The organism is Kordia sp. (assembly GCF_050633145.1).
Classification (GTDB): Bacteria; Bacteroidota; Bacteroidia; order Flavobacteriales; family Flavobacteriaceae; genus Kordia.
In genome coordinates, this window is the sequence record NZ_JBOEFY010000040.1 from 18,184 (window position 1) to 39,305 (window position 21,122).

The following is a 21,122-nucleotide window of genomic DNA, read 5'->3' on the forward strand; positions in this document are numbered from 1 at the left end:
CTGTTAAACTATCAAACAAATCTACAGGTAAATCAGTTACGCATATGTCTAATATTCCATCATTTCCTGCACTGGCAAGCGCTGTATCTTGCTGAAAATCAAAAACACTATCTGCATTTGAATCTAAAGGAGTTGTGTATCCATCAGGTTCACCAATAATTAAACCATTAGCATCTACGGTATCGGGAATATCTCCAAGTGTTCCATTTTGGTCAGGGTCTGTAAAACCAGCTTCTAAAACATCGTTACAACCATCGCCATCACTATCTAAATCATGATGATCGGGAAGTCCATCTAAGTCTGTATCTCTTAACGGATCACCATCTTGCTCTACAGTATCTAAAATACCATCATTATCATCATCTAAATCGATATCATCATCAATACCATCTTCATCAAAATCTGGAATACAATCCAATAAAATTTCAGCTTCACTACTACACATTGAAGGATTTCCGCTAATGTTTACGGTTCCTACAACACCATTTATTGCTAAAAGATTACAAATAGCAGAACAATCTACTAAAGAAACATTCGATTGTAAATACAAACTAGAACCAACTGCTATGAGCGATTCCAATCCGTTTAGTGTAGTTAAAGATGCATTATTTGTTATTTGAAAACTATTTCCAATTGTTGTTAAACTATTAAGACCTAGAATACTTACTAGAGTGTTATTTCCATATATTCCAAAACCGAAGCCAATACTATCTAAGCTATTAAAACCAACTATACTAACTAATTGTGAATTCCCTGCAATTGCAAAAGAGCCTGTTACGGTTGTTAAAGAGTTAAACCCAGGCAACATGGTAATGCTAGTGTCAAGAATTTCAAATCCGCCATCACCCACAAAAGTTAACATATTAAAATCGGAGATATTTGCTAATAAAGGATTGTCCCAAATAGATAAAGCAGCACCTATTGTAATTACATTTGAGAAACCATCTATCGTTTCTAGTGCTGGGTTTCCAAAAACGCTTAAGTCTTGTCCAATAGTTTCAAGTGCTCCAAACGCTACAATATTTACTAAAGAATCATTTGAATTAAATACAACCCCAAAACCAACACTAGTAACACTGTTAAAAGCCGAAATAGTTACTAATTGTGTATTTGTTCCAAAACTAACACTGCCAGAAATCGTTAGTAAATTATTAAATCCAGATACATTTTGTAAAACTGGATTTTGATTAAATCGAATGGTTCCAATACTCAGTAAACCATCAAATCCCGTTAGGTCAATAAGAGAAGTTGAATGTACGTTTAACATTCCGCCAATACTCTGTAATTGGTTTATGGATGAAATTGAAGTTAATGAAGAGTTTCCATCAATCTCAAAATCGCCTCCTATAGTTTGTAAAGTAGAAAAATTTGCGATGCTTGTAACATCTGTATTCACGATTCTAAGTGCTCCTTGAATTGTTAGCAAACTAGTTAATCCAGAAATATCATTTACACTTCCGCCTATGATTAAATCTCCTTCTATGATTGTACAAGTAGGGTAAGTAGCTATGAAGTTAGTAACGTCTGTTTGATTGAATAAGTTAACATCTCCTGTTGGACATTGTGCATTCAGTAGATTAACGGTACATACAATACTAACTATAGTTATGAATAATTTCTTCACTTGTTTTTTCACAAATAACTGTTTTTTTTTAATTAAAAGAAAGGTGAAAACCCTTCCTAGAATGTTAAAGGGGAAAAATCCCTTTTCGAGTTTAGGTATATTTTTGCTATTAAAACGTATATCTATCCTCCTTTTTTGATTATTTTTTTAACACACGAATTGTTTCAATAGCATTGTTAACCGTTACTTTTACAAAATAAGCGCCTGATTTCAAATCGCTCATATCAATTGTTGTGTCTTTAATGTTTGGAGTGTATTGCTTTACTTTTTGTCCTAACATTGTATAGATTTGAACATTTTGAATATTCGATACTGAGCTTAGTGTGAGTACATTTTCTACAGGATTCGGATAATATGTAAGCTTATTGTTTTGTTCGAACTCTTCAACCGACAACACTGCTTCTCCAAAAGTTACATTATCAATAGCAATATCACTTCTAAAATCGTCTCCCATAGTCGCCTTAAAAGTAACTTGTATTTGTTGTCCAGCGTAACTCGATAAATCGATTGTTTGCCTTAAAAATGGTTCATCTTCAGTTGTTTGCTGTTGTCCAGATAGTGAAAATACAGATACAGTTGAAGTTCCGTTATTAATAAGAACTTCTATTGTTCCCATTTGAACTCCAAACATGTGATAATCAAAACTCAATTCAGGATTCGTTATCGGTGAAATATCTACAAAAGGAGATATTAAGTTTGTTACTTCTCCTCCCAAAGCTGCAGAAGCTTCTGTAAACATATAATTTCCATCCGTTATTGTTGGTGATGGTCCTGTATCCGTTGAAGATGTATCTGTACCAGCTGCAACTTCCCAATTATAACCATTAATGGTTCCTGGTGTTCCTGTCCAACAATTTCCTTCTAAAAAGTCAGCAGACGAGACTGTAAACGCTTCAAAGGTTTCAGTGTACGGAGCTGTAATTAAACAAGTTGCTGTAAATTTAAACGGACCAACCCAATTGGAAGTACCATCGGCTCCACAATCGGATTGTACATAAAAATCATACACTGCACCAGGTGTCAAATTCTCTAGAATTTGAGGATTTGTTGTTGTTCCATTGATTAAATTTCCGCTTCCTTGTACAAAATCAACTGGTCCCCACTCTACATTCCATGTTGTAGCCATCCCCAATTCTACCCAAGAAAGGTGTACACTTGTCGTTGATAAATTAGTAACATCTAAACCTGCAGGATCTGTACATGCAGCACAATTAGGCGTAATAGAAAATTCAGTAGGACCATCATTAAGTTCGTTTCCAACTCGTATATAATAGGTTGTTCCTACATTTGTAAAAACAACATTCGTCGTAATAGAACCATTTATATATCCTGCGCCATACAGGCAATTACCCAATGAAACTCCTGAGCAATCATTATTGGTACTTTCATAAATTTCTACATACGCATCTCCACTTGTCATTTCTAAAAAAAAGTGTACTTCGCTTCCATCGCCTTCAAATGTATACCACACGTCTTCGCCATTGAGGTTAAGACAACTAGTTGCGTCTTCCAAAGCAGCGTTAATTGTACTTTGATTGTGTAAGGTTACTCCGCAAGAAAGTTGAATGGCATTTGCACACGTATCGTTAGAAGGTTGTGCAGCTATTTGCAATGCGAACATAAAACTACATATAAGGAACACTATATTTTTCATGGTGATTTGATTTAGAAATTAATCCTTGTCAAATATAGCTAAGGAGTTGATGCAGAAACAATAGAGTATCTGACAATTCACGGAATTGTAGTAGGTTTCATTGAAGTGAACCAATCTAACTCAATTTAAAAATTAGTAATAAGTATATGCTTTTAATTCTATGATCATTCCTGCATCGACTTTTTTAAAGAACTTTTATTTCGGTACACATTTTGCATATTATCTATTGAAACCGATTAAAATTGAAATTATGAATAAATTTACCACACTACACATTACCATTTTCTTCCTTCTGTTTAGTTTTCTAATGAAAGCACAGAACAATTGCAATGAAACACTTTCACTATTTGCAGAGAATGTAAAATCGAAACGATATGCAGAAGCTTCGCCACAGTTAAAATTCCTGCGAGAAAATTGCGCTCAATTAAATTATGTGATTTACGCACGTGGAGAAAAAGTGCTTGCACACGAATTAAAACAAGCCTCAGATAAAAAACAAGCAGCTTTAGCACTAATTCAGTTGTATAAAGATCGATTGAAATTTTTCCCAGGGAAAACGAAAATAGGGAGTTTTTTACCGAAGATTGGCGCATTGATGATGAAATATAACATTGGTACTGTTTCAGAGCAATACAAATGGTTTGACGATGCGTTTACACAGGATAAAGAACATTTTAGAAATCCGTTGAGTTTATATTATTACTTTGAATTGTATCATAAAATGTATCAATCTGGGGCGGATGGAGTTTCCCTTGAAAATCTCATCGAAAAGTATGAAGCCTTGAAAGAAAAGTTAGCTATTGAAGAAAAAAGAACGCCAAAAAATAAAGGTGCAATTGAAAAGCTTTCTAACAATATGAATGTATTGGTTGAAAAAGAAGCAACTTGTGAAACCTTACTTCCGATGTTTCGAAAAAAGTTTCAAACAAATGCAACAAACATAGACTGGCTTCGAAAAGCAGCTGGACAGTTAGATGCAAAAGGTTGTGGAGAAGATGAATTGTTTATTGAAATGGTAGAAGCTATTGACGCTGCAGAGCCAAATGCAAATTCAAAGTGGTATTTATACAAAATTCACAATAGAAAAGGCAATTTCGTAAAAGCGCAACAATACTTTGATGCATATTTAGATTTAGAAACTGATGGTGCTAAAAAAGCAGCGATTCTGAACAAAGAAGGAAAGAAAGCGGAGAAAGCTGGACAAAAATCAAAAGCACGCTCGTATTATGTACAAGCTGCAAAAGCAGATCCGACTTCAGGAAGAGCCTATTTAAATTTGGCACGCTTGTACGGAAGTAGCGCGAATGCTTGTGGAACAGACGATTTCTCTAAAAGAGCAATTTATTGGAAAGCAGCCGAAATTGCTCGAAAAGCTGGAAAAGTAGACAGCTCAGTACGAAGTGAAGCCAATGGTTTGGCAGCTTCTTATATGCAATCTGCGCCAAGCAAACCAGATATTTTTAACAAAGGATATAAAGGCGGCGAAAAAATTGATATGAAATGTTGGGTTGGCGGAACTGTTACTGTTCCCAATCTTTAAAAAAACATACCTATAGTATTGAAAAAGATCAGCGGTTTCGTTGGTCTTTTTTTTGAATTATTATTTCTCTACAAATTCAGGACAATCCAAACGAATGTCTTCATTTTTTAAAGTAGCTTGTAGCAAGTTACAATAGCTAGTATCACCATTTTTTTGATAGAATTTACATGCGTAACAAGTTCGTTGAACCGTTAATATTTCACTTTGATTGAGCTTGTAAATTAATGAACTTAATGTATTGAAAAAATCATCTAATTGTGCTGCATCTAACGAATCTATTTGCGCTTTTAATGGAGAAGCAAAGTCACTAGTTTCCGCAACAATTTCTTTTCCTGATGCTGTTAATTGAATGGTATAACTGCGTTGATCTGTTGGCGAATAATCTTTGAAAATCATTTCTTTTTTATCCAACACTTTAATTGCATCGCTAATTGTTGGTTTTGTGATATTGAATTCTTTGGCAAGATGACTTACGTTGCATAGTTCTGACTTGTGAAAAGCTACAAAAGTTAGGATTTGTATTTGAATTGGGCTCAAACCAATATGCTTCGCTTTTTTCCAAAGCAAGAGCTTAAAAACTTCTGAAATGCGCTCAAGTCCTGTTACAATTTTACTTGAAACATCTTGCGAAGTATTGGGATTGAATATGTTTTGATCTTCCATAAAAAAACCTGCCGAAGTTAGTTCCGACAGGCTAAGTTAGTAATCCTAATTAAATTAATTACAATTTTCCATTTCAATAATGAAATATCCTTTTTGCTCAATTGCTGCAATCACCTCACCTGAAGCTTTTGCAATATGACAAAATCTACATTCTTTCGTGCTCAATTCCTTTTCAGGAATATCTTTTGATTTTAAATAATCTGCACCAAAAGAGAATACTTTATGTTCATCTGTAAGATCACTCGGCACCAAAATATCAAAGTGCATTACTCGATCATCTTCACGTTTTACGTACGTGTCCCAAACTGAAACTTTCATAATTACTGTACTTTATAAGGCAATGATAAATTCCCGCTGGCAACACTAAACACATCATACACACCTAACATTGGCAAGCTTTTATTACTTGTATTTACTTTCATAAATGCTGCTACACCGTCATAACTAAAATCTGTTTTGTTATTAATTCTGTAATCAGGAACCACAACTTTTATAGTGTTGTTTTTAGTTATTACTGGATATCCTGGAGAATCCATATACATTGGCATTCCTGGGTTTGTAGGTGGCAATACGACTGTTTTGTCATCTTTTTTAATTTGCTTTACAGAAAGTCCGCCTGCAACACGCTCATCTTTGTGTAAAACAACCCAATGCGGATGCCAAACAATTCCGTCGTTATCAAAAATGTTATCTGCGTTTTCATCCCACAATGGTGTATCATCAAAATCGGGATGCGATGTCAATGCTAACGCAACAATTCCGTCTGTTTTGCTAAATCCGACATCAGTTGGTTGTAACGTTGTTGGAAATACATATCCTAAAACTGGCGCACCATCAAGCTGTCCAACTTTACTAGGCATTGTTTTTCCTGCTTTTCCAGAAACATTAATTTCCCAGACTGTCACAGCCAAATCTGCTTTGTGCGTTACTTTTACATCTTTAATAACAAAGTCATCATTTTTATATGGACTTTCTTGTGCACATGAACTTGTGCTGGCTGCAAAGAATAATACAGCACTTATTGATACTATAATTGATTTCATCGGTGTAGTTTTTAAATTAAATTAGGATTCCTAACTTTTTTGATTAAAATTAAGCTTTTACATCTTCAATAGAAGCTCCGAAATTGAGGTGTAATACGTTTTTTGTTGGTGTTAACAATGCTGGAACTGACTTCACTCCTGCTTGTTCTGCTTCAGCTATTCTAGAAGTATCTTCTCCGATGTGAACAATTTCAACATTGGCTGCTCCTATTAAATTGATAATGTCGTGTTCTGCACTTACACATACAGGACAACCTGCATGATAAAAAATTGATGTACTCATGTTTTATATTTTTTTGTTTTTGCATTATTGCGATACAAATATAGTTAGGATTCCTAACCTAAACAATTAAAGTTTGAAATTCTACTTAAATCTATCGCTGTTGTAAAGTTTAAAAAATAGCTTCTTCCCTTTTATAATCAGCGATTGTGTTGTTAAGAATATTTTTGAAAAAAATTTACCTAAGACTTGTGAAGTATCAACTATGAAGTGAAATTTTAAAATATGAAATTCTATTTCTTACTTTTTTGAGCTGCATACGAAGCATCTAATTCTTTTGAAATTTCCATTGCTTCACTAATCACTGAGTCTGGATATTCATTCATTGCTAAAATTCTAATGGCGTTTCTATTTTTAAGCTTGCCTTCTTTCAATTTATAATCAAAAGCTACTTTGGCATCGTCTACAATTTCACTAAAATGATACAATTCATAGTCTTCCGAAAGCATATCTGTCAATTCAATATCGTGCGTAGACACAAATACTTTATTCTTATTTTTAGCTAAAGCTGATAGGACTGCTTTTCCTGCCGAAATACGTTCTACCGTGTTAGTTCCTTTAAATAATTCATCTAACAGAAAAAGATTGATGCCATTTTTTTCGCTTTCCAGAATCATTTCTTTGATGGTGATGACTTCTTCAAAATAGTAACTTTTGTCATTCATTAAATCATCACTGATACGTATTGCAGAATATATTCGCATGAGCGGAAACGACATCGATTTGGCAAAACTGGTATTTAAGGTCAATCCTGTAATTACATTGAGACCAATTGCCCTAATAAAAGATGTTTTCCCGGACATGTTTGAACCTGTAAGTAATACTGATTTATCTTGCAAACCAATGTTGTTTGGAATACAATTGAAGATTAACGGATGGCGAATTTCATCGGCTTTAATTTCACTTTCTGTTGTAATTGTTGGTATACAATACATTTCAGCACTTTTGCGCACAGAAGCAATAGAAATCAACATGTCTACATGTCCAACAAACTTAAATACAGCTTCTATTTCGCTTCTTTTGGTATTGAGTTTTCTTAGTACTCCAAATAAAAGTAATGGTTCTAATAAAAAAACGATTTTTAAAATTTCAAAAATAAACCATGCTAAAATCGCGAATTCTCCTTGCAATTGGACTTCTAATTGAAAGAATGACATTTTGCTTTTTACACCGTTTATCAATCGTATCGACTTTGACAACTTTGTGTTTAATCGTTGTAAACTAGCATTTTTAAATAGATGTGCTGCTACTGCATTTAATCGGATTAGTTGCGGAATGGAATTCACATATTGTACCAAATTCTTTTTATTCCAGTAATGAATGAGTAAGTTCACACAAAAAATTCCTGAAAAAACACCAAAGAAAACTGGTTTGTAAAAAGACAAAACCAACGATATCAAACTTAATAAACTGAGTATTCTAATTGCAAAAAACCATTTTGGCGGACGTATTTGTTCTTCTTGAAAAAGTGTACGTACATAATACGCATCTTTATGATTTAGCTTTTCTATTTTTTTCTGAACTGATATTCGTAATTCTTCATTTTCAGAGAGCTCAGCAATTATTTCTTCATCTAATTTTGTTTGCGCTTCATTCCGTTGAATGACACGTAGATGATTGTACAAATATTGCTGACCGATTTTTGAGTGCGTTCTATCCAAATAAAAAAATACTTCTTCAAAATCTAAATCATTACAGGTTTTATCTGATAATACTTGATGCGCTTTGGAATTGTCTTTATGACGAAAATAGGTTTCAATCATAGAAAAATTAAACGCATCTTCCTTTAGTGTACCAAAAGATGAAGAAAGTCTCTCTGTAACTGTCTTTTTCCGATTCGAAAATAATCTAGAAACCGTGTACTTTATTTGGTAAAATATTGCTTTGATCATTGTGCAATTAGTATGTACTTTTTAATTTTCGTTACACCGAATTTTTGAACTAAAAATTATAATCATATTTACATTGCTTCTGTTTTACAAGTTATGGAGCATACTCCAAAATATCGCCAGGCTGACAATCTAATGCTTTGCAAATTGCCATCAAGGTGGAAAAACGAATGGCTTTTGCTTTTCCGTTTTTTAAGATGGATAAATTGGAAAGCGTTACTTCTACCTTTTCGGAGAGTTCGTTGAGCGACATTTTACGCTTTGCCATCATGACGTCTAAGTGTACTATAATTGCCATACTTATACGGTTAATTCGTTTTCGTTTTGCATTTCTACTCCTCTTTTAAACAATTGAGTCAGCACGTACACAATTCCTGCTAAAAAGATATATTCACTTGCAAATGGTTCTGCCTCAATAGCTGCGTATTTTTCAAGTAAAACAACATGTAAGTTGTGTACCATTGCCAAAATCCAAACAGCAAAAATAGTGATGCTTATCTTTCTTAAAATAGCTACGACTGTCATTGTAAAAGGTTTTTCTAAATTAACCGCATTTAAGAGTTTTGCTACAAACAAAGCTACATACGCTTGTAATAAATACAGCAATGCATGATAAAACACAATCATGGAATAGTGTGCAAAATTCACATCTGCATAACGCGATAAATCCATGCCTTTGTATAAATCTTTGGAAGCTTCCGGATTTTGAATACTTACACCATACGACATAATAATTGCTCCTGCTTTTATTAAAAGTCCTATAAAAGCCAACCATGCAAGGAAATGCATGAGTTTTAGTAGTTTTTCCGTTTTTGATGCCATGAGCTAGAATTTGAATTACACATCAAATAACGATAATTTTTTATTGAAAAACAATAAATATTTATTTTTAATAAACAAATACTCTATTTGTAAAATCAATTCTTTTTCCAAATAGTGAACTCGTTTTTCACGATGTTTAAGATTTCAGACACTTACAATTTATTGAGTTCTCTTTTCAATTTTCTATTGTTTGAATGTAAAATAACAACGCCACAACTTCCTTCAGACCCAAACAATGCAGTAGCTGTTACCCCTTCTAAAACGGTCATAGAATCTATGTTTTTAGCTGTCAATAATTGTAGTTTCGCATCAAGATTTTGTGTCCATTTATAATTCAAATCATAAAGCACATCTTTTACGCTAAGTCTGAAAATAATTTTACACTCAACAGGAAAAGAAACGTATTCTCTTTCATTGTCAATCTTAATACGTTTTCGCGGAAATTTATAGTTTGTACCAGTCTGAATTTCTTTTTTTATAGCAATCAATTTTTCTGCAATTGAAGCTTCACTTTTAAAGAAATTGATTTGTGCAGTATTTTCAGTTTCTATCAATGATTTATTTTTATTTGCCTGTTCCAATTTTAAATTTAAGGAATCATTAAAGCTAGCGCGCTCAGCAAAAGGCAATACGCCCATATAACAAGGTGTAGAAATTGAGTTACAACTTATGACTGCAAACAAAATAATTAAATACAAAAAAGGTTTCATCTGGTCATTTTTATTGTTTAAAATTTGTCAGATAGAATTCGCCAAGAACTTCTACTACTAGTTTAATAGCATCAGAATGGCTCATTTCATACATCAAAACTATAACTTGTAATGATCGTTTGAAACCTTAAATGAGTAAACACCCAATTTGACTTAGGCAATGTTATAAAGCTACCAAAGCAGCATTAAATTCGCTTATTAATTGTGCTACATCTTCTTCTTTGTATTTTCTAGAAAAGTGTACAGGAATCGGCTCTTGAACATTTGTTTCTTTCATAATTTTTCCAGACATGGAAGCATAACTGTGATAGTTTACCTCAGCTTGTTCTTTGTCTTCTTCTTTGTAAAAACTTTCTATAAAAACGGTTCTCGCATTCGCGAAATGCGCTTTGATTTTCGCATGATTGTCCGCGTTAGCTGCATGATCCATAATGATTCCGACAACGTCTCCTTTTTGAACGTGCAACAACTGAAACAACTCGCTTGCTTTACATTCTTTATCTTCTACTTGAATCGTCTTTTCTGAATCGCTTTGCTCAAAAGCATCTTTGAGTTCTTTTACCCATTTTCCGCCTTTATATCCGCTTGCTTTGATATCTATTTTTACAGTATCGTGTTCTTGAAATTTATAGGCTAAGGTTGGAATTTTATGATCTAACAAAATACCTGTTACTTCAAAGTTTTTCTCTTGAAACAGTACGTTTCCATTGATGGTTTTCAGTTTTTTAAGTTCCCAAGTTGGTGGTTCTACTTCATACACTACGATTTCATCTTCGGAAATCAACTCTCTGATTTCATAACTAATAGCACCTTCCTGAATTAAATTCCAAGAATAACTTTTTATGCGCGATTGTACTTGTGTTGCAATGCCTTCTGGACCACAAATAACAATACGACGTTGAATTCCTAATTGATGACGAATCACCGAATCGAAATTTACAAAATGATCAATATGTGTGTGACTTATAAATATAGCATTCGCGTTCTGAAATTCTTTTACGGTAATAGTTGCGGCATCTCCGCATTCACAAAGGTAATTCCAAGGATGATTGTCAGGACGTACCATAATAGCGATATCTTCTCCTATCCTACTTTTTACTTCTGCTGTAAACATGATTTTGTAATATTATTATTTTTAAAATTTGAAACAAGTGTTACTTGTAATAATTCGATTTCTATCGAAAAATTACTTGTGTTACGCTGTTAGCGACTAGTACACTTGTATTCTTTGAAATTTAGTGAGTATTGAAAAATTAAAAGGTTTCTAATGAATTAACACATGGAATCTTGCTAAGGAAATTAAAAGTGTAGTTTAAATTTCCGTTAGTTTTATCACGCCCACGTGCCACAAAATAGCATCAAGTTCTACTACACTATCTATATCTGCTACAAATAACTTTTCTGATGTAAGAATCTAAGAAGTATGTTGAATATATTTTTGTATTATTTAATTCTTCTCATGTAGACTTTTCGCCCTCTATCAATATTGATATACATTGTATTGGCATCAACCCAAGTGACTTTAAAAGTTCCTTCTCCAGGTCTTTTTTCTTCCGAACTGATAGTCAACTCTTTGGTTTCTGTATTGTATTCCCAGTTTCCAGTTCTATCTGTAGTGTTTAATGAGTTTCCACCTTTTAAAACGCCATCTTCAATAAATTCCATCCAATTTCCATTCATTTCTCTTACTTCTCCTTCGCCAGATTCCATTTTAAACATTTCCCATTTTCCTAAAACAGAATCTGTTTGTTGAAATGATAAAAAACTAAAAATTGTTACGACTAAAAGTACTGCTTTTATATGTTTCATTATGGTTATTTTTTATTGTTAAAAAAGCTAATATCAAACTTTTCAGTATAAAAACCACTTTCAAAGTCCATAAAATTTATAAAACCACCTAAAAATTGTGTTTTTAGCTATTTTTTCATGATAAATGAAATAGAGAACAAAAATTTCATTTCAATGTGTTTTACTTGGCTTCTAACTCATAGCTCTCACTACACACTCAAACATATAAACAACTATCTAACAGACACCTAAAAACATTTACTTTAATAGGAGAATATACTTTTACGGCTTTACCGTACAATTTCTTGTAAGATTTTTAATAATATTGAATATTAACCTTAACAACAAAATCATGAAAAAAAGTAAATTTAAAAAACTGAAACTGAACAAGAGTTCTATCTCTAAATTAGATCAAGCAAAAATTGGAGGAGCTATAGCAGCAGAAACTTGTGAAGGTCCTTGCCAAGGCGGAACTGGATGCTGTATTGCTGGACCAGCTGAGCCTTGTTTTTCTGAAAATGGAGCCGCTTCTTGTGGTTGGATTTGTGCAATAGGTAGTGGATGGACATATACTTATACTTGGTCAAGTCCTGCGAATTAAGAACATTTTTTGGGAGGAAAATATAGTTATGAAGCTATTTTTTCTCCCAAAACTTTAATGCATTTACTTTTTCAGTACTTTTACAAAATGCGTCCGTATCTAAAATACATTATAACCTTTCTAAGAGCTTCTTTAATTTCACTTCTATTTGGAGCGAGTTGGGCAATTACTTTTTATGGTTTTGATGCATACGCAACTTCACATTTACAACACTTACGAAGCAATTTCTTTTTTGATGTTGCACTTTTCTTTTTAAGCGGTCTTATTGGTGCTTTTCTATTTTACCTTATCATGCTTCTTTTAGGTAAATTAAATGCTGTGGTTACTAAGCAGTAATCATAGAGATTATACACACCTCATATTACACTTCTCTATTTTTTTTTACATAAATTACTCATAATAAGCATTTTATTCTAAACAACACTACGTAAAAACGTACAATTAATACGCTTAAAACTTACTGATTACGAAGTCTTTTATTGTAAATTATAATAACCAAAAACCAATAAATTATTTAATTATGAAAAAAACAATTTTAAATCTGTTAATGGCGGGGATCGCTTTATTTTCAGTGAATGCTTTACAAGCACAGGTTACTAATTTCGGAACTGGCTCAGGGACAGGCGGAACAAATGCTACGTATGTTGGGTACTTTTCAGGTCAAGGAGCAACTGCTTTTAATAACAGTTTCTTTGGGCATTTTAGTGGACGTGCTACAAGTACAGGTAGTAACAATTCTTACTTTGGCTCAGAAGCGGGACGTGATGACTCGGTAAGTTACAACAACACATTTATGGGTTCGCAAGCAGGAAGATCTAGTAAAGGAAATAACAACACCTTTATTGGAGTGTACACTGGACGAATCAACACTGGAGGTTATAACACAACTATCGGTAGCGGTGCTGGTCAGAATAATACTTCTGGAGGTGAAAATACATTACTAGGAGCTGCGGCAGGATATTACAATGCAGAAGGACAAGGAAATGTATATGTAGGGAAAAATTCTGGAATTGGGTCAAGTGGTGCGCCTGGCGGAAACTATAATGTAGCTGTTGGTACCGAAAGTGGTCGTGTTATTAAAGACGGTAAGTACAACGTTTTTTTAGGATATCGTGCAGGATATAATAATTCTAGCGGATATTTGAATGTTTTCTTAGGAAACGATGCTGGATATAGTGAAACTGGTAATGAAAAATTATACATCGATGTTACATCTACTGCAACACCGTTAATTTACGGTGAATTTGATAAAGATAAAGTAGGAATCAACACAAATCAATTACCTAATAGTGTTGGTGGCGCAAATACAAGTGCATATAGCTTATATGTAAAAGGAGGAATTTTAACCGAAGAAGTGCGTGTACGTACTGGTTGGGCAGATTATGTTTTTGATGCTGATTATAATTTACTACCAATTAGTGAGGTAGAAAGTTTCATTAAAGAAAACGGTCATTTACCAAACGTTCCATCTGAAAAACAAGTGGAAGCACAAGGTGTTGAATTGGGTGATATTACACGCATTCAGCAAGAAAAAATTGAAGAGTTAACACTGTATATTATCAAACTACAAAAACAAGTAGATGCATTATCTGAAAAGTTAGACAAAGAAATCAATAAAAAATAAGCGCTATTCTTAAACAATAACATTATGAAAAACTTATCTATATATATATTAAGTTTTCTCTCTTTTGTTTGGTATTCAGGTATAGCCCAAGAAAAAATTGACGAAAATTTACTAACACAACTCAAAACGAAACAATCAGAAGAACAAGTATCTTTTATCGTGATGCTTTCTGATCAAGTTCCGCTTACAGAGTTAAAGAGAAATCAAGAAAGTCTCACAAGACAACAACTTCATGAACAAGCAGTTACAATGCTTCAAGATAAAGCAGAAGGTACTCAAAAAGACCTTGTATCCTACTTAAGCATGCAAAAAAGACGTGGCGATATAAGCGAATTTGAACCAATCTGGATTATTAACGCCATACTTGTAAAAGCAAAGGCAAAAACAGTGGTGGAAATCAGTCAACACAAAGACGTTGCATTTGTGTATTTAGATTATATCATTACGTCCATTCTTCCAACAGAAAGAACAACTGCTTCTTCCATAAGCACTTCCGGTATAGAACCTGGTGTAACACTTATTAATGCAGATTGTATGTGGGCACAAGGATATACAGGCGCTGGACGTTTGGTGTCACATTTAGATACAGGTGTAGATGCAAGTCATCCAGCATTGACAACTAAATGGCGTGGAAATGCAACTGGTGTAACTCCTGCTGAAGCATGGTTTGATCCGAATGGATTATCACCTTCATACCCTGTAGATTCTGGTTCACACGGAACACATACTATGGGAACAATTTTAGGAAGTACAACGGGAGATATTATTGGTGTTGCGTATGATGCAGAATGGATTTCAGCTGGTGTCATTGACATTGGAGGTATTAGCAATACGATTTCGAATGCATTACTAGCGTTTCAATGGACAGTTGATCCTGATGGAGATCCTACAACAGTAGATGATGTACCAGATGTAAGTTCAAACTCATGGGGATTAAGTCCAATATTTGGTCATGTTCCTTCAGCGTGTGACACTACATTTTGGTCCGTAATTGACAATGTAGAAGCCGCAACAGTCGTCGTCGTTTTTGCTGCTGGAAATGAAGGCGGATTTGGAAGCAGTTCTTTGCGAACACCTTCTGATAGAGCCACAACAGCTTACAATACTTTTTCTGTCGGAGCTTTAGATGCTTCGGGAGCAACGATTGCGTCTTATAGTAGTAGAGGACCATCGACCTGTACTGCCGATCCACTTTTGGCAATAAAACCAGAAGTAGTAGCACGCGGGTCGTCAGTAAGATCATCTGTTCCTGGCGGAGGATATAGTAATTTTAATGGTACATCAATGGCGACACCACATGTTGCTGGAGCAGTTGCTTTGTTACGGCAAGTAGATCCAAATGCAACAGTAGATCAAATTAAAGATGCATTGATGTCAACAGCTATCGATTTAGGAACTGCTGGACAAGATAATAATTACGGACATGGATTAATTGATGTATGTGCGGCTGCACAAGTATTATCGCCTTGTCCTGTTTCGTTAAATATTACAACAAATGTTCCATCTGGAACTGACACACAAGAAGCTTCCAATGATATTACAGCTTCCAATACCATCAGTTCGGGAGCTACCGCAATTTATCATGCAGGTACAGAAGTCGTTTTAGCACCAGGATTTGATGCTTTAAACGGTTCAATTTTTAGAGCATATATTGAAGGTTGTACAGGATCATTTGTGAGCAGAAGCTCTGATGAATCAATAGGTTTTATTGATAGCACAACGATTCAAGATGCTTCTGAAGAAGAAGTTCAAAAAATGTATATCGCACCAAATCCAAATCAAGGAGCCTTTTCGGTATACTTTGATCAAGAGGAAAGCGGAACATTACAAATTTTAGATTTTAAAGGTGATCTTATTGAAACAATCGATTTTAAAAATTCAACGAAGCTTTCTGTAAATATTCAACGGAATTTACAAGGTATGTATTTTGTAAAAGTTCGTACCAAATCAAAAATATTTGTTGAAAAAATCATCAAAAAATAAATAGTTCACATAACACTAACATATAAGAAAAGTGAGTTTTAGCTCGCTTTTCTTTATTTAAAAAAACTGATAATCTTGTACATAAGAATAAAATAGTTTTAGGTCGACATTTATAAATAACGATTTGCTTTAGTTTTACAATACTATTCTTCTTACTAATTTTAGTCTAAATATTAAAAACTTATCAAACATGAAAAAAAAGAAGTTAAACTCATTGAGTCTAAAAAAACAAGTAGTGTCTTCATTAAATGATTCTATCGTTGGTGGAGCAGCTAGCCCAAGTGAAATATTTACAGTTTCATGCGCTAGACCAATTGGAAACTGCACAGTTGCATTAACAGTTCAGCCACTTGTATGTGAACTCTATTCTAAGATATATGGATGCGATACATTAGTAAAATGCTAAACATACACTAGAATACTTTTTTTAAAAGCTATCAAATATTTGATAGCTTTTTTTATTTAAAATAATTTTTAATAGAAAAAAAGTGAGGTAAGTCTAGATAAAATTAGTATTTTCGTTTAAGCTATTTAGAAAAAAGATAAACAAATGGAGTGTGTTAAGACTAAATTTAGTATCAAAGACTTAGAGAATCTTTCTGGAGTTAAAGCGCATACAATTCGTATTTGGGAAAAAAGATATGACCTATTAGCACCTGAAAGAACTGATACAAACATTCGTACTTATGATACAAGAAGTTTACAAAAACTTCTGAATATAACACTACTTTATAAGAACGGATATAAAATTTCAAAGATTGCCGAAATCCCAGAAGAGAAGATTCATATTCTTGTGAGAGAAATAGCAACTGAGAAAAATATTCATAACCAAGCATTGAATTCTTTGAAGTTATCAATGCTTAATTTTGATTATACTCTTTTCTATAACACCTATAATAAATTGTTAGCAGAAAAATCTTTTCGTGAGATTTTTTATGATACTTTCATTCCATTATTAAATGAATTAGGTGTGTTATGGCATACGCAAACGATCAACCCTGCACACGAACATTTCATCTCAAGTCTTATAAAACAAAAGATTATTTTGAATACTGAACGTATCCAATCTATAGAAAAATCGAATAAGACAAAAACGTTTGTTTTATACTTACCCGAAAACGAAATTCACGAAATAGGATTGTTATATTTAAACTATGAATTACAACTAAAAGGATATCACACCATCTATCTTGGTCAAACTATTCCTATAGATAGTTTAACAAATGTTCACAACTTTTTCCCAGAATTGTATTTTATTTCTTACTTTACAGTGACACCTATAGAAGATAAACTCGAAGATTACTTAGACGAGTTTAACAAACAAATTGGTTTCAATGATAATCACTTATGGCTTTTAGGGTACCAAGCAAAATTTGTAAAGAACACTAAAAACTACAAAAACCTTAAGGTTTTCAAATCAATAATTGATTTAGTTAAAGAAATTTAGAATTTGATTTTAATTTTGTTTAACTTTTTACTACATTTGTTAAACAATGAAATTAAAAACTATTATAATAGGTTCTGGATTTTCCTCCTTATCTGCTTCTTGTTATCTAGCCCAAGCAGGTTATGATGTTACAATTTTAGAAAAAAATGCTACGGTTGGCGGAAGAGCTAGGCAGCTGAAAAGAGATGGATTCACTTTTGATTTAGGCCCTTCTTGGTATTGGATGCCAGATGTATTTGAGCGTTTTTTTAACGATTTCAATACAAAACCTTCTGAGTTTTATCATTTAGAGAAATTAAACCCTGCATACGAAGTGTACTTTGGGAAAGATGATTCGATCCGTATTGAAGATACATTAGAGAAAATATGCGCTGCTTTTGAAGAAGAAGAAAAAGGTAGTAGTGCGAAGCTTAGAAAATTTATTGCAACTGCAGAAGACAATTATAATGTAGCTATTAAGGATTTGGTATACAAACCAGGAGTTTCTCCATTAGAGTTAGTCAATACAAAAACGATTAAAAAGATTGGTCAGTTTTTTAGCAATATCAAACGAGATGTTCGTAAAGAATTTAAGAATGACCGATTGATTAAAATATTAGAATTTCCAGTATTGTTTTTAGGTGCAAAACCTAGCGATACACCTTCATTTTACAGTTTTATGAATTATGCCGATTTCGGATTGGGAACTTGGCATCCTGATGGTGGAATGTACAGCATTATACAAGCTATGGAAACCTTAGCCAAACGTTTAGGCGTCACGATTAAAACTAATGAAAATGTTGTTAAGATTGATGTAGAAGGAAAAAAAGCTTCCAAAGTAATTACTGAAAATGGCGAATATACAGGTGATATTGTGCTTTCGGGTGCAGATTATCATCATTCTGAAACTTTATTAGATTCTAAATATCGTCAATACTCTGAAAACTATTGGAATAAGAAAACCTTTGCACCTTCTTCACTCCTATTTTATGTAGGATTTGATAAAAAGATTAAAAACGTATCACACCACACTCTGTTTTTTGATGTAGATTTTGATGCGCATGCACATGTCATTTATGATAAAGCTTCTTGGCCAAAAGAACCTTTGTTTTATGCAAATTTTCCATCTATGACAGATGCAGCTGCTGCACCAGAAGGAAAAGAAGCTGGTTTCTTTTTAATTCCTATTGCGCCAGGTTTAGAAGACACTCCCGAACTACGTGAGCAATATTTTGACATCATCATGAATAGATTTCAAGAAATTACACAACAAAATATTACAAATCATATTATCTTTAAAGAGTCCTTTTGTGTAAATGACTTCGTAAAAGAATATAATTCATATAAAGGAAATGCTTACGGAATGGCGAATACGCTGCTTCAAACTGCATTTTTAAGACCCAATTTGAAAAGTAAAAAAGTTACGAACTTATATTTTACTGGACAATTAACAGTTCCCGGTCCTGGAGTTCCTCCAGCATTAATTTCTGGGAAATTGGTAGCCGAATTAATCACCAAACATCAACCAAATACTCATGAAAGCACTATTTGATTCTGTTTCTTACAATTGCAGTACGCTTGTTACCAAATCGTACAGCACATCTTTTTCGTTAGCAACCAAAATGTTATCGCCATCTATTCGTCAAGATATTTACAATATTTATGGTTTTGTGCGTTTTGCAGATGAAATTGTAGATTCTTTCCATGAGTATGACAAAGAGTTTTTGTTAGATAAGTTTCAAGCAGATTGGGATTGTGCTTTGAAAAATAAAATAAGCTTGAACCCTATTTTAAACTCGTTTCAACACACGGTTCATAAATACGACATTCCAACACACTTGATTGATGCTTTTATGAAAAGTATGCGTCAAGATTTAGACAAAAAAGTATATTTAACTGACGAAGAATACAAAGAATATATTTATGGTTCGGCAGATGTGGTTGGTTTAATGTGTTTAAAAGTATTTGTTAAAGGCGATGAAAAAAAGTATGAAGAACTTAAGCTTTCCGCTATGTCTTTAGGTTCTGCTTTTCAGAAAGTGAATTTTTTACGTGATTTAAAAGCTGATTACGAAGGTTTAGATCGAACGTATTTTCCTGATGCTGATTTAAAAAACTTAGACGAAGCTTCAAAACAAAAAATTATTGAAGAAATTGAACAGGATTTTAAACTTGGGCTTAAAGGAATAACAAAATTACCTATGGAAGCCAAATTTGGTGTATTTACCGCATACAAGTACTATTCAAAGTTATTACACAAATTGAAACGTACACCTTCGGTTAAAATCAAAAATGCACGAATTCGTATTCCAAATTATCAAAAAATGGCGTTATTAGCGAAATCGTATGTAAATTATCAGTTAAACTTGCTATAAATTTAATAAAATGACAACCCTTATTTGGATAGGCGCTTTTTTAACAACATTTTGCATCATGGAATTTATGGCTTGGGCAACACACAAGTACGTAATGCATGGTTTTTTATGGTCATTACACAAAGATCATCACCATAAAGATCACGATTCTTGGTTTGAACGTAACGATGCCTTTTTTATCTTTTACGCTATTGTAAGTATTGCTTGTTTTTTATTGTGGAAATATGACATTTTTTGGCTAGGGTTGCCAATTGGTCTTGGGATTTTCGCTTACGGACTCGCCTATTTTATTGTACATGATATCTTTATTCACCAACGTTTCAAATTACTCCGAAAAGCAGATAATTGGTATGCAAAAGGAGTTCGTAGAGCACATAAAATTCATCACAAACACTTAGGTAAAGGTGATGGAGAATGCTTTGGAATGTTGTGGGTTCCTAGAAAATATTTTAAGCGTAAATAGTTTTAATCTTATATTTTACTGGTTTAATTTAATTTTTTCATAAGCTTTCATTTCAATGAATAAACTATGATTTTCACCCAAACAATCTTCTATATAATCTCCTATAGGGTATAAATCAAGATAATCGTCTAATAATAAATATTCTGAATGTGTTTTTTTGAAATATTTTATTCCAATGTCTTCTTTACCAATTTTCCAATAACAAAACCCTACTAATTCGAATAAGAGTACAAATCTCCACAAAGGAAACTCTTCTTGTAACTTATTTTGATCAACTTTTAAATAATAATATATTGCTTTTTTATATTGTTGTAAATCTTGATAGCAATGTCCTAAATATAAATTAGACATATAATAGTTTTCATCAGCACTTATTGATTTTTCAAAAAAAGAAATTGCTTTACGCGTTTGCTCTTTCAATATATCTTTTGACGTATTTTCATTGTAATCTTCGTAAAAAAACAATCCCATCACATAATTTTGTTTAGGATTTGGTTCTTTTATTTCATTATAGGTCTTTAAAATATTTTGTCTTAATGTCGACTTCAATGAATAATCATCAAAAGTTTGACTAAATTTTTGGTATAAATCTACTAAATCTTCTGATGCTTTACTCTTCATTAAATATTATTAGTTT

The 21,122-nt window shown here is 33.0% G+C and carries 22 protein-coding genes and 1 pseudogene; 10 read left to right on the forward strand and 13 right to left on the reverse strand.

Features of this window, described 5'->3' with window-relative positions:
* Both ACRBBL_RS18025 and ACRBBL_RS18030 read right to left on the reverse strand, forming a co-directional pair.
* Nucleotides 1-1,636, reverse strand: a pseudogene (locus ACRBBL_RS18025) (hypothetical protein); the annotation flags it as partial.
* A gap of 127 nt (nt 1,637-1,763) precedes the next feature.
* A complete protein-coding gene (locus ACRBBL_RS18030) occupies nt 1,764-3,278 on the reverse strand; it encodes a T9SS type A sorting domain-containing protein (RefSeq protein WP_431370475.1) in 1,515 nt (504 codons plus the stop codon).
* Between the two features lie 250 nt (nt 3,279-3,528).
* Here ACRBBL_RS18030 and ACRBBL_RS18035 point away from each other — a divergent pair, with 250 nt between their 5' ends.
* Complete coding sequence (locus ACRBBL_RS18035) at nt 3,529-4,818, forward strand: tetratricopeptide repeat protein (protein WP_431370476.1); 1,290 nt, start codon at nt 3,529-3,531, stop codon at nt 4,816-4,818.
* Between the two features lie 60 nt (nt 4,819-4,878).
* On the opposite strand, the gene ACRBBL_RS18040 is transcribed toward ACRBBL_RS18035, so the two are convergent.
* From ACRBBL_RS18040 to ACRBBL_RS18085, 10 genes are all read right to left on the reverse strand, one after another.
* Nucleotides 4,879-5,481 (reverse strand): MarR family winged helix-turn-helix transcriptional regulator, encoded by a 603-nt coding sequence (locus ACRBBL_RS18040; protein ID WP_431370477.1) that lies wholly within the window; start codon nt 5,479-5,481, stop codon nt 4,879-4,881.
* A 54-nt stretch (nt 5,482-5,535) separates the two neighbouring features.
* A complete protein-coding gene (locus ACRBBL_RS18045) occupies nt 5,536-5,799 on the reverse strand; it encodes a DUF2024 family protein (protein WP_431370478.1) in 264 nt (87 codons plus the stop codon).
* A 2-nt stretch (nt 5,800-5,801) separates the two neighbouring features.
* The gene (locus tag ACRBBL_RS18050) at nt 5,802-6,524 is read right to left on the reverse strand and encodes a hypothetical protein (protein WP_431370479.1); all 723 of its coding nucleotides are present in this window, start codon (nt 6,522-6,524) and stop codon (nt 5,802-5,804) included.
* Nucleotides 6,525-6,573: 49 nt separating this feature from the next.
* Entirely contained in the window at nt 6,574-6,807 is a 234-nt protein-coding gene (locus ACRBBL_RS18055; protein ID WP_431370480.1) for a thioredoxin family protein, read from the reverse strand.
* A 230-nt stretch (nt 6,808-7,037) separates the two neighbouring features.
* Nucleotides 7,038-8,696 carry a MutS-related protein gene (locus ACRBBL_RS18060; RefSeq protein WP_431370481.1) on the reverse strand — a complete coding sequence of 553 codons (1,659 nt, stop codon included), beginning with the start codon at nt 8,694-8,696 and terminating at the stop codon, nt 7,038-7,040.
* A 91-nt stretch (nt 8,697-8,787) separates the two neighbouring features.
* Nucleotides 8,788-8,991 (reverse strand): helix-turn-helix domain-containing protein, encoded by a 204-nt coding sequence (locus ACRBBL_RS18065; protein ID WP_431370482.1) that lies wholly within the window; start codon nt 8,989-8,991, stop codon nt 8,788-8,790.
* A gap of 2 nt (nt 8,992-8,993) precedes the next feature.
* Nucleotides 8,994-9,515 (reverse strand): DUF2975 domain-containing protein, encoded by a 522-nt coding sequence (locus tag ACRBBL_RS18070; RefSeq protein WP_431370483.1) that lies wholly within the window; start codon nt 9,513-9,515, stop codon nt 8,994-8,996.
* A gap of 152 nt (nt 9,516-9,667) precedes the next feature.
* The gene (locus ACRBBL_RS18075) at nt 9,668-10,225 is read right to left on the reverse strand and encodes a hypothetical protein (RefSeq protein ID WP_431370484.1); all 558 of its coding nucleotides are present in this window, start codon (nt 10,223-10,225) and stop codon (nt 9,668-9,670) included.
* A 163-nt stretch (nt 10,226-10,388) separates the two neighbouring features.
* Nucleotides 10,389-11,339: a peptidase gene (locus ACRBBL_RS18080; protein WP_431370485.1), complete on the reverse strand. Its 951-nt coding sequence runs from the start codon at nt 11,337-11,339 to the stop codon at nt 10,389-10,391.
* A 329-nt stretch (nt 11,340-11,668) separates the two neighbouring features.
* Complete coding sequence (locus ACRBBL_RS18085) at nt 11,669-12,034, reverse strand: hypothetical protein (protein ID WP_431370486.1); 366 nt, start codon at nt 12,032-12,034, stop codon at nt 11,669-11,671.
* 331 nt (nt 12,035-12,365) lie between these two features.
* Here ACRBBL_RS18085 and ACRBBL_RS18090 point away from each other — a divergent pair, with 331 nt between their 5' ends.
* From ACRBBL_RS18090 to ACRBBL_RS18130, 9 genes are all read left to right on the forward strand, one after another.
* Nucleotides 12,366-12,614 carry a hypothetical protein gene (locus ACRBBL_RS18090; protein WP_431370487.1) on the forward strand — a complete coding sequence of 83 codons (249 nt, stop codon included), beginning with the start codon at nt 12,366-12,368 and terminating at the stop codon, nt 12,612-12,614.
* Nucleotides 12,615-12,671: 57 nt separating this feature from the next.
* Complete coding sequence (locus ACRBBL_RS18095) at nt 12,672-12,950, forward strand: hypothetical protein (RefSeq protein ID WP_431370488.1); 279 nt, start codon at nt 12,672-12,674, stop codon at nt 12,948-12,950.
* A 184-nt stretch (nt 12,951-13,134) separates the two neighbouring features.
* Nucleotides 13,135-14,238: a hypothetical protein gene (locus ACRBBL_RS18100; RefSeq protein ID WP_431370489.1), complete on the forward strand. Its 1,104-nt coding sequence runs from the start codon at nt 13,135-13,137 to the stop codon at nt 14,236-14,238.
* Nucleotides 14,239-14,262: 24 nt separating this feature from the next.
* Nucleotides 14,263-16,221 (forward strand): S8 family peptidase, encoded by a 1,959-nt coding sequence (locus ACRBBL_RS18105; protein ID WP_431370490.1) that lies wholly within the window; start codon nt 14,263-14,265, stop codon nt 16,219-16,221.
* Nucleotides 16,222-16,411: 190 nt separating this feature from the next.
* The gene (locus tag ACRBBL_RS18110; protein WP_431370491.1) at nt 16,412-16,627 is read left to right on the forward strand and encodes a class I lanthipeptide; all 216 of its coding nucleotides are present in this window, start codon (nt 16,412-16,414) and stop codon (nt 16,625-16,627) included.
* Nucleotides 16,628-16,771: 144 nt separating this feature from the next.
* A complete protein-coding gene (locus ACRBBL_RS18115) occupies nt 16,772-17,668 on the forward strand; it encodes a MerR family transcriptional regulator (RefSeq protein WP_431370492.1) in 897 nt (298 codons plus the stop codon).
* Between the two features lie 46 nt (nt 17,669-17,714).
* Complete coding sequence (locus ACRBBL_RS18120) at nt 17,715-19,199, forward strand: phytoene desaturase family protein (RefSeq protein WP_431370493.1); 1,485 nt, start codon at nt 17,715-17,717, stop codon at nt 19,197-19,199.
* Nucleotides 19,183-20,022, forward strand: a complete 840-nt coding sequence (locus ACRBBL_RS18125) for a phytoene/squalene synthase family protein (protein WP_431370494.1) — start codon at nt 19,183-19,185, stop codon at nt 20,020-20,022. Before ACRBBL_RS18120 ends, ACRBBL_RS18125 begins: the two co-directional genes overlap by 17 nt.
* 10 nt (nt 20,023-20,032) lie before the next feature.
* Nucleotides 20,033-20,485 carry a sterol desaturase family protein gene (locus tag ACRBBL_RS18130; RefSeq protein ID WP_431370495.1) on the forward strand — a complete coding sequence of 151 codons (453 nt, stop codon included), beginning with the start codon at nt 20,033-20,035 and terminating at the stop codon, nt 20,483-20,485.
* Nucleotides 20,486-20,500: 15 nt separating this feature from the next.
* On the opposite strand, the gene ACRBBL_RS18135 is transcribed toward ACRBBL_RS18130, so the two are convergent.
* Nucleotides 20,501-21,106, reverse strand: coding sequence for a tetratricopeptide repeat protein (locus ACRBBL_RS18135; RefSeq protein WP_431370496.1), 606 nt, complete (start codon nt 21,104-21,106; stop codon nt 20,501-20,503).
* Nucleotides 21,107-21,122 lie beyond the last annotated feature (16 nt).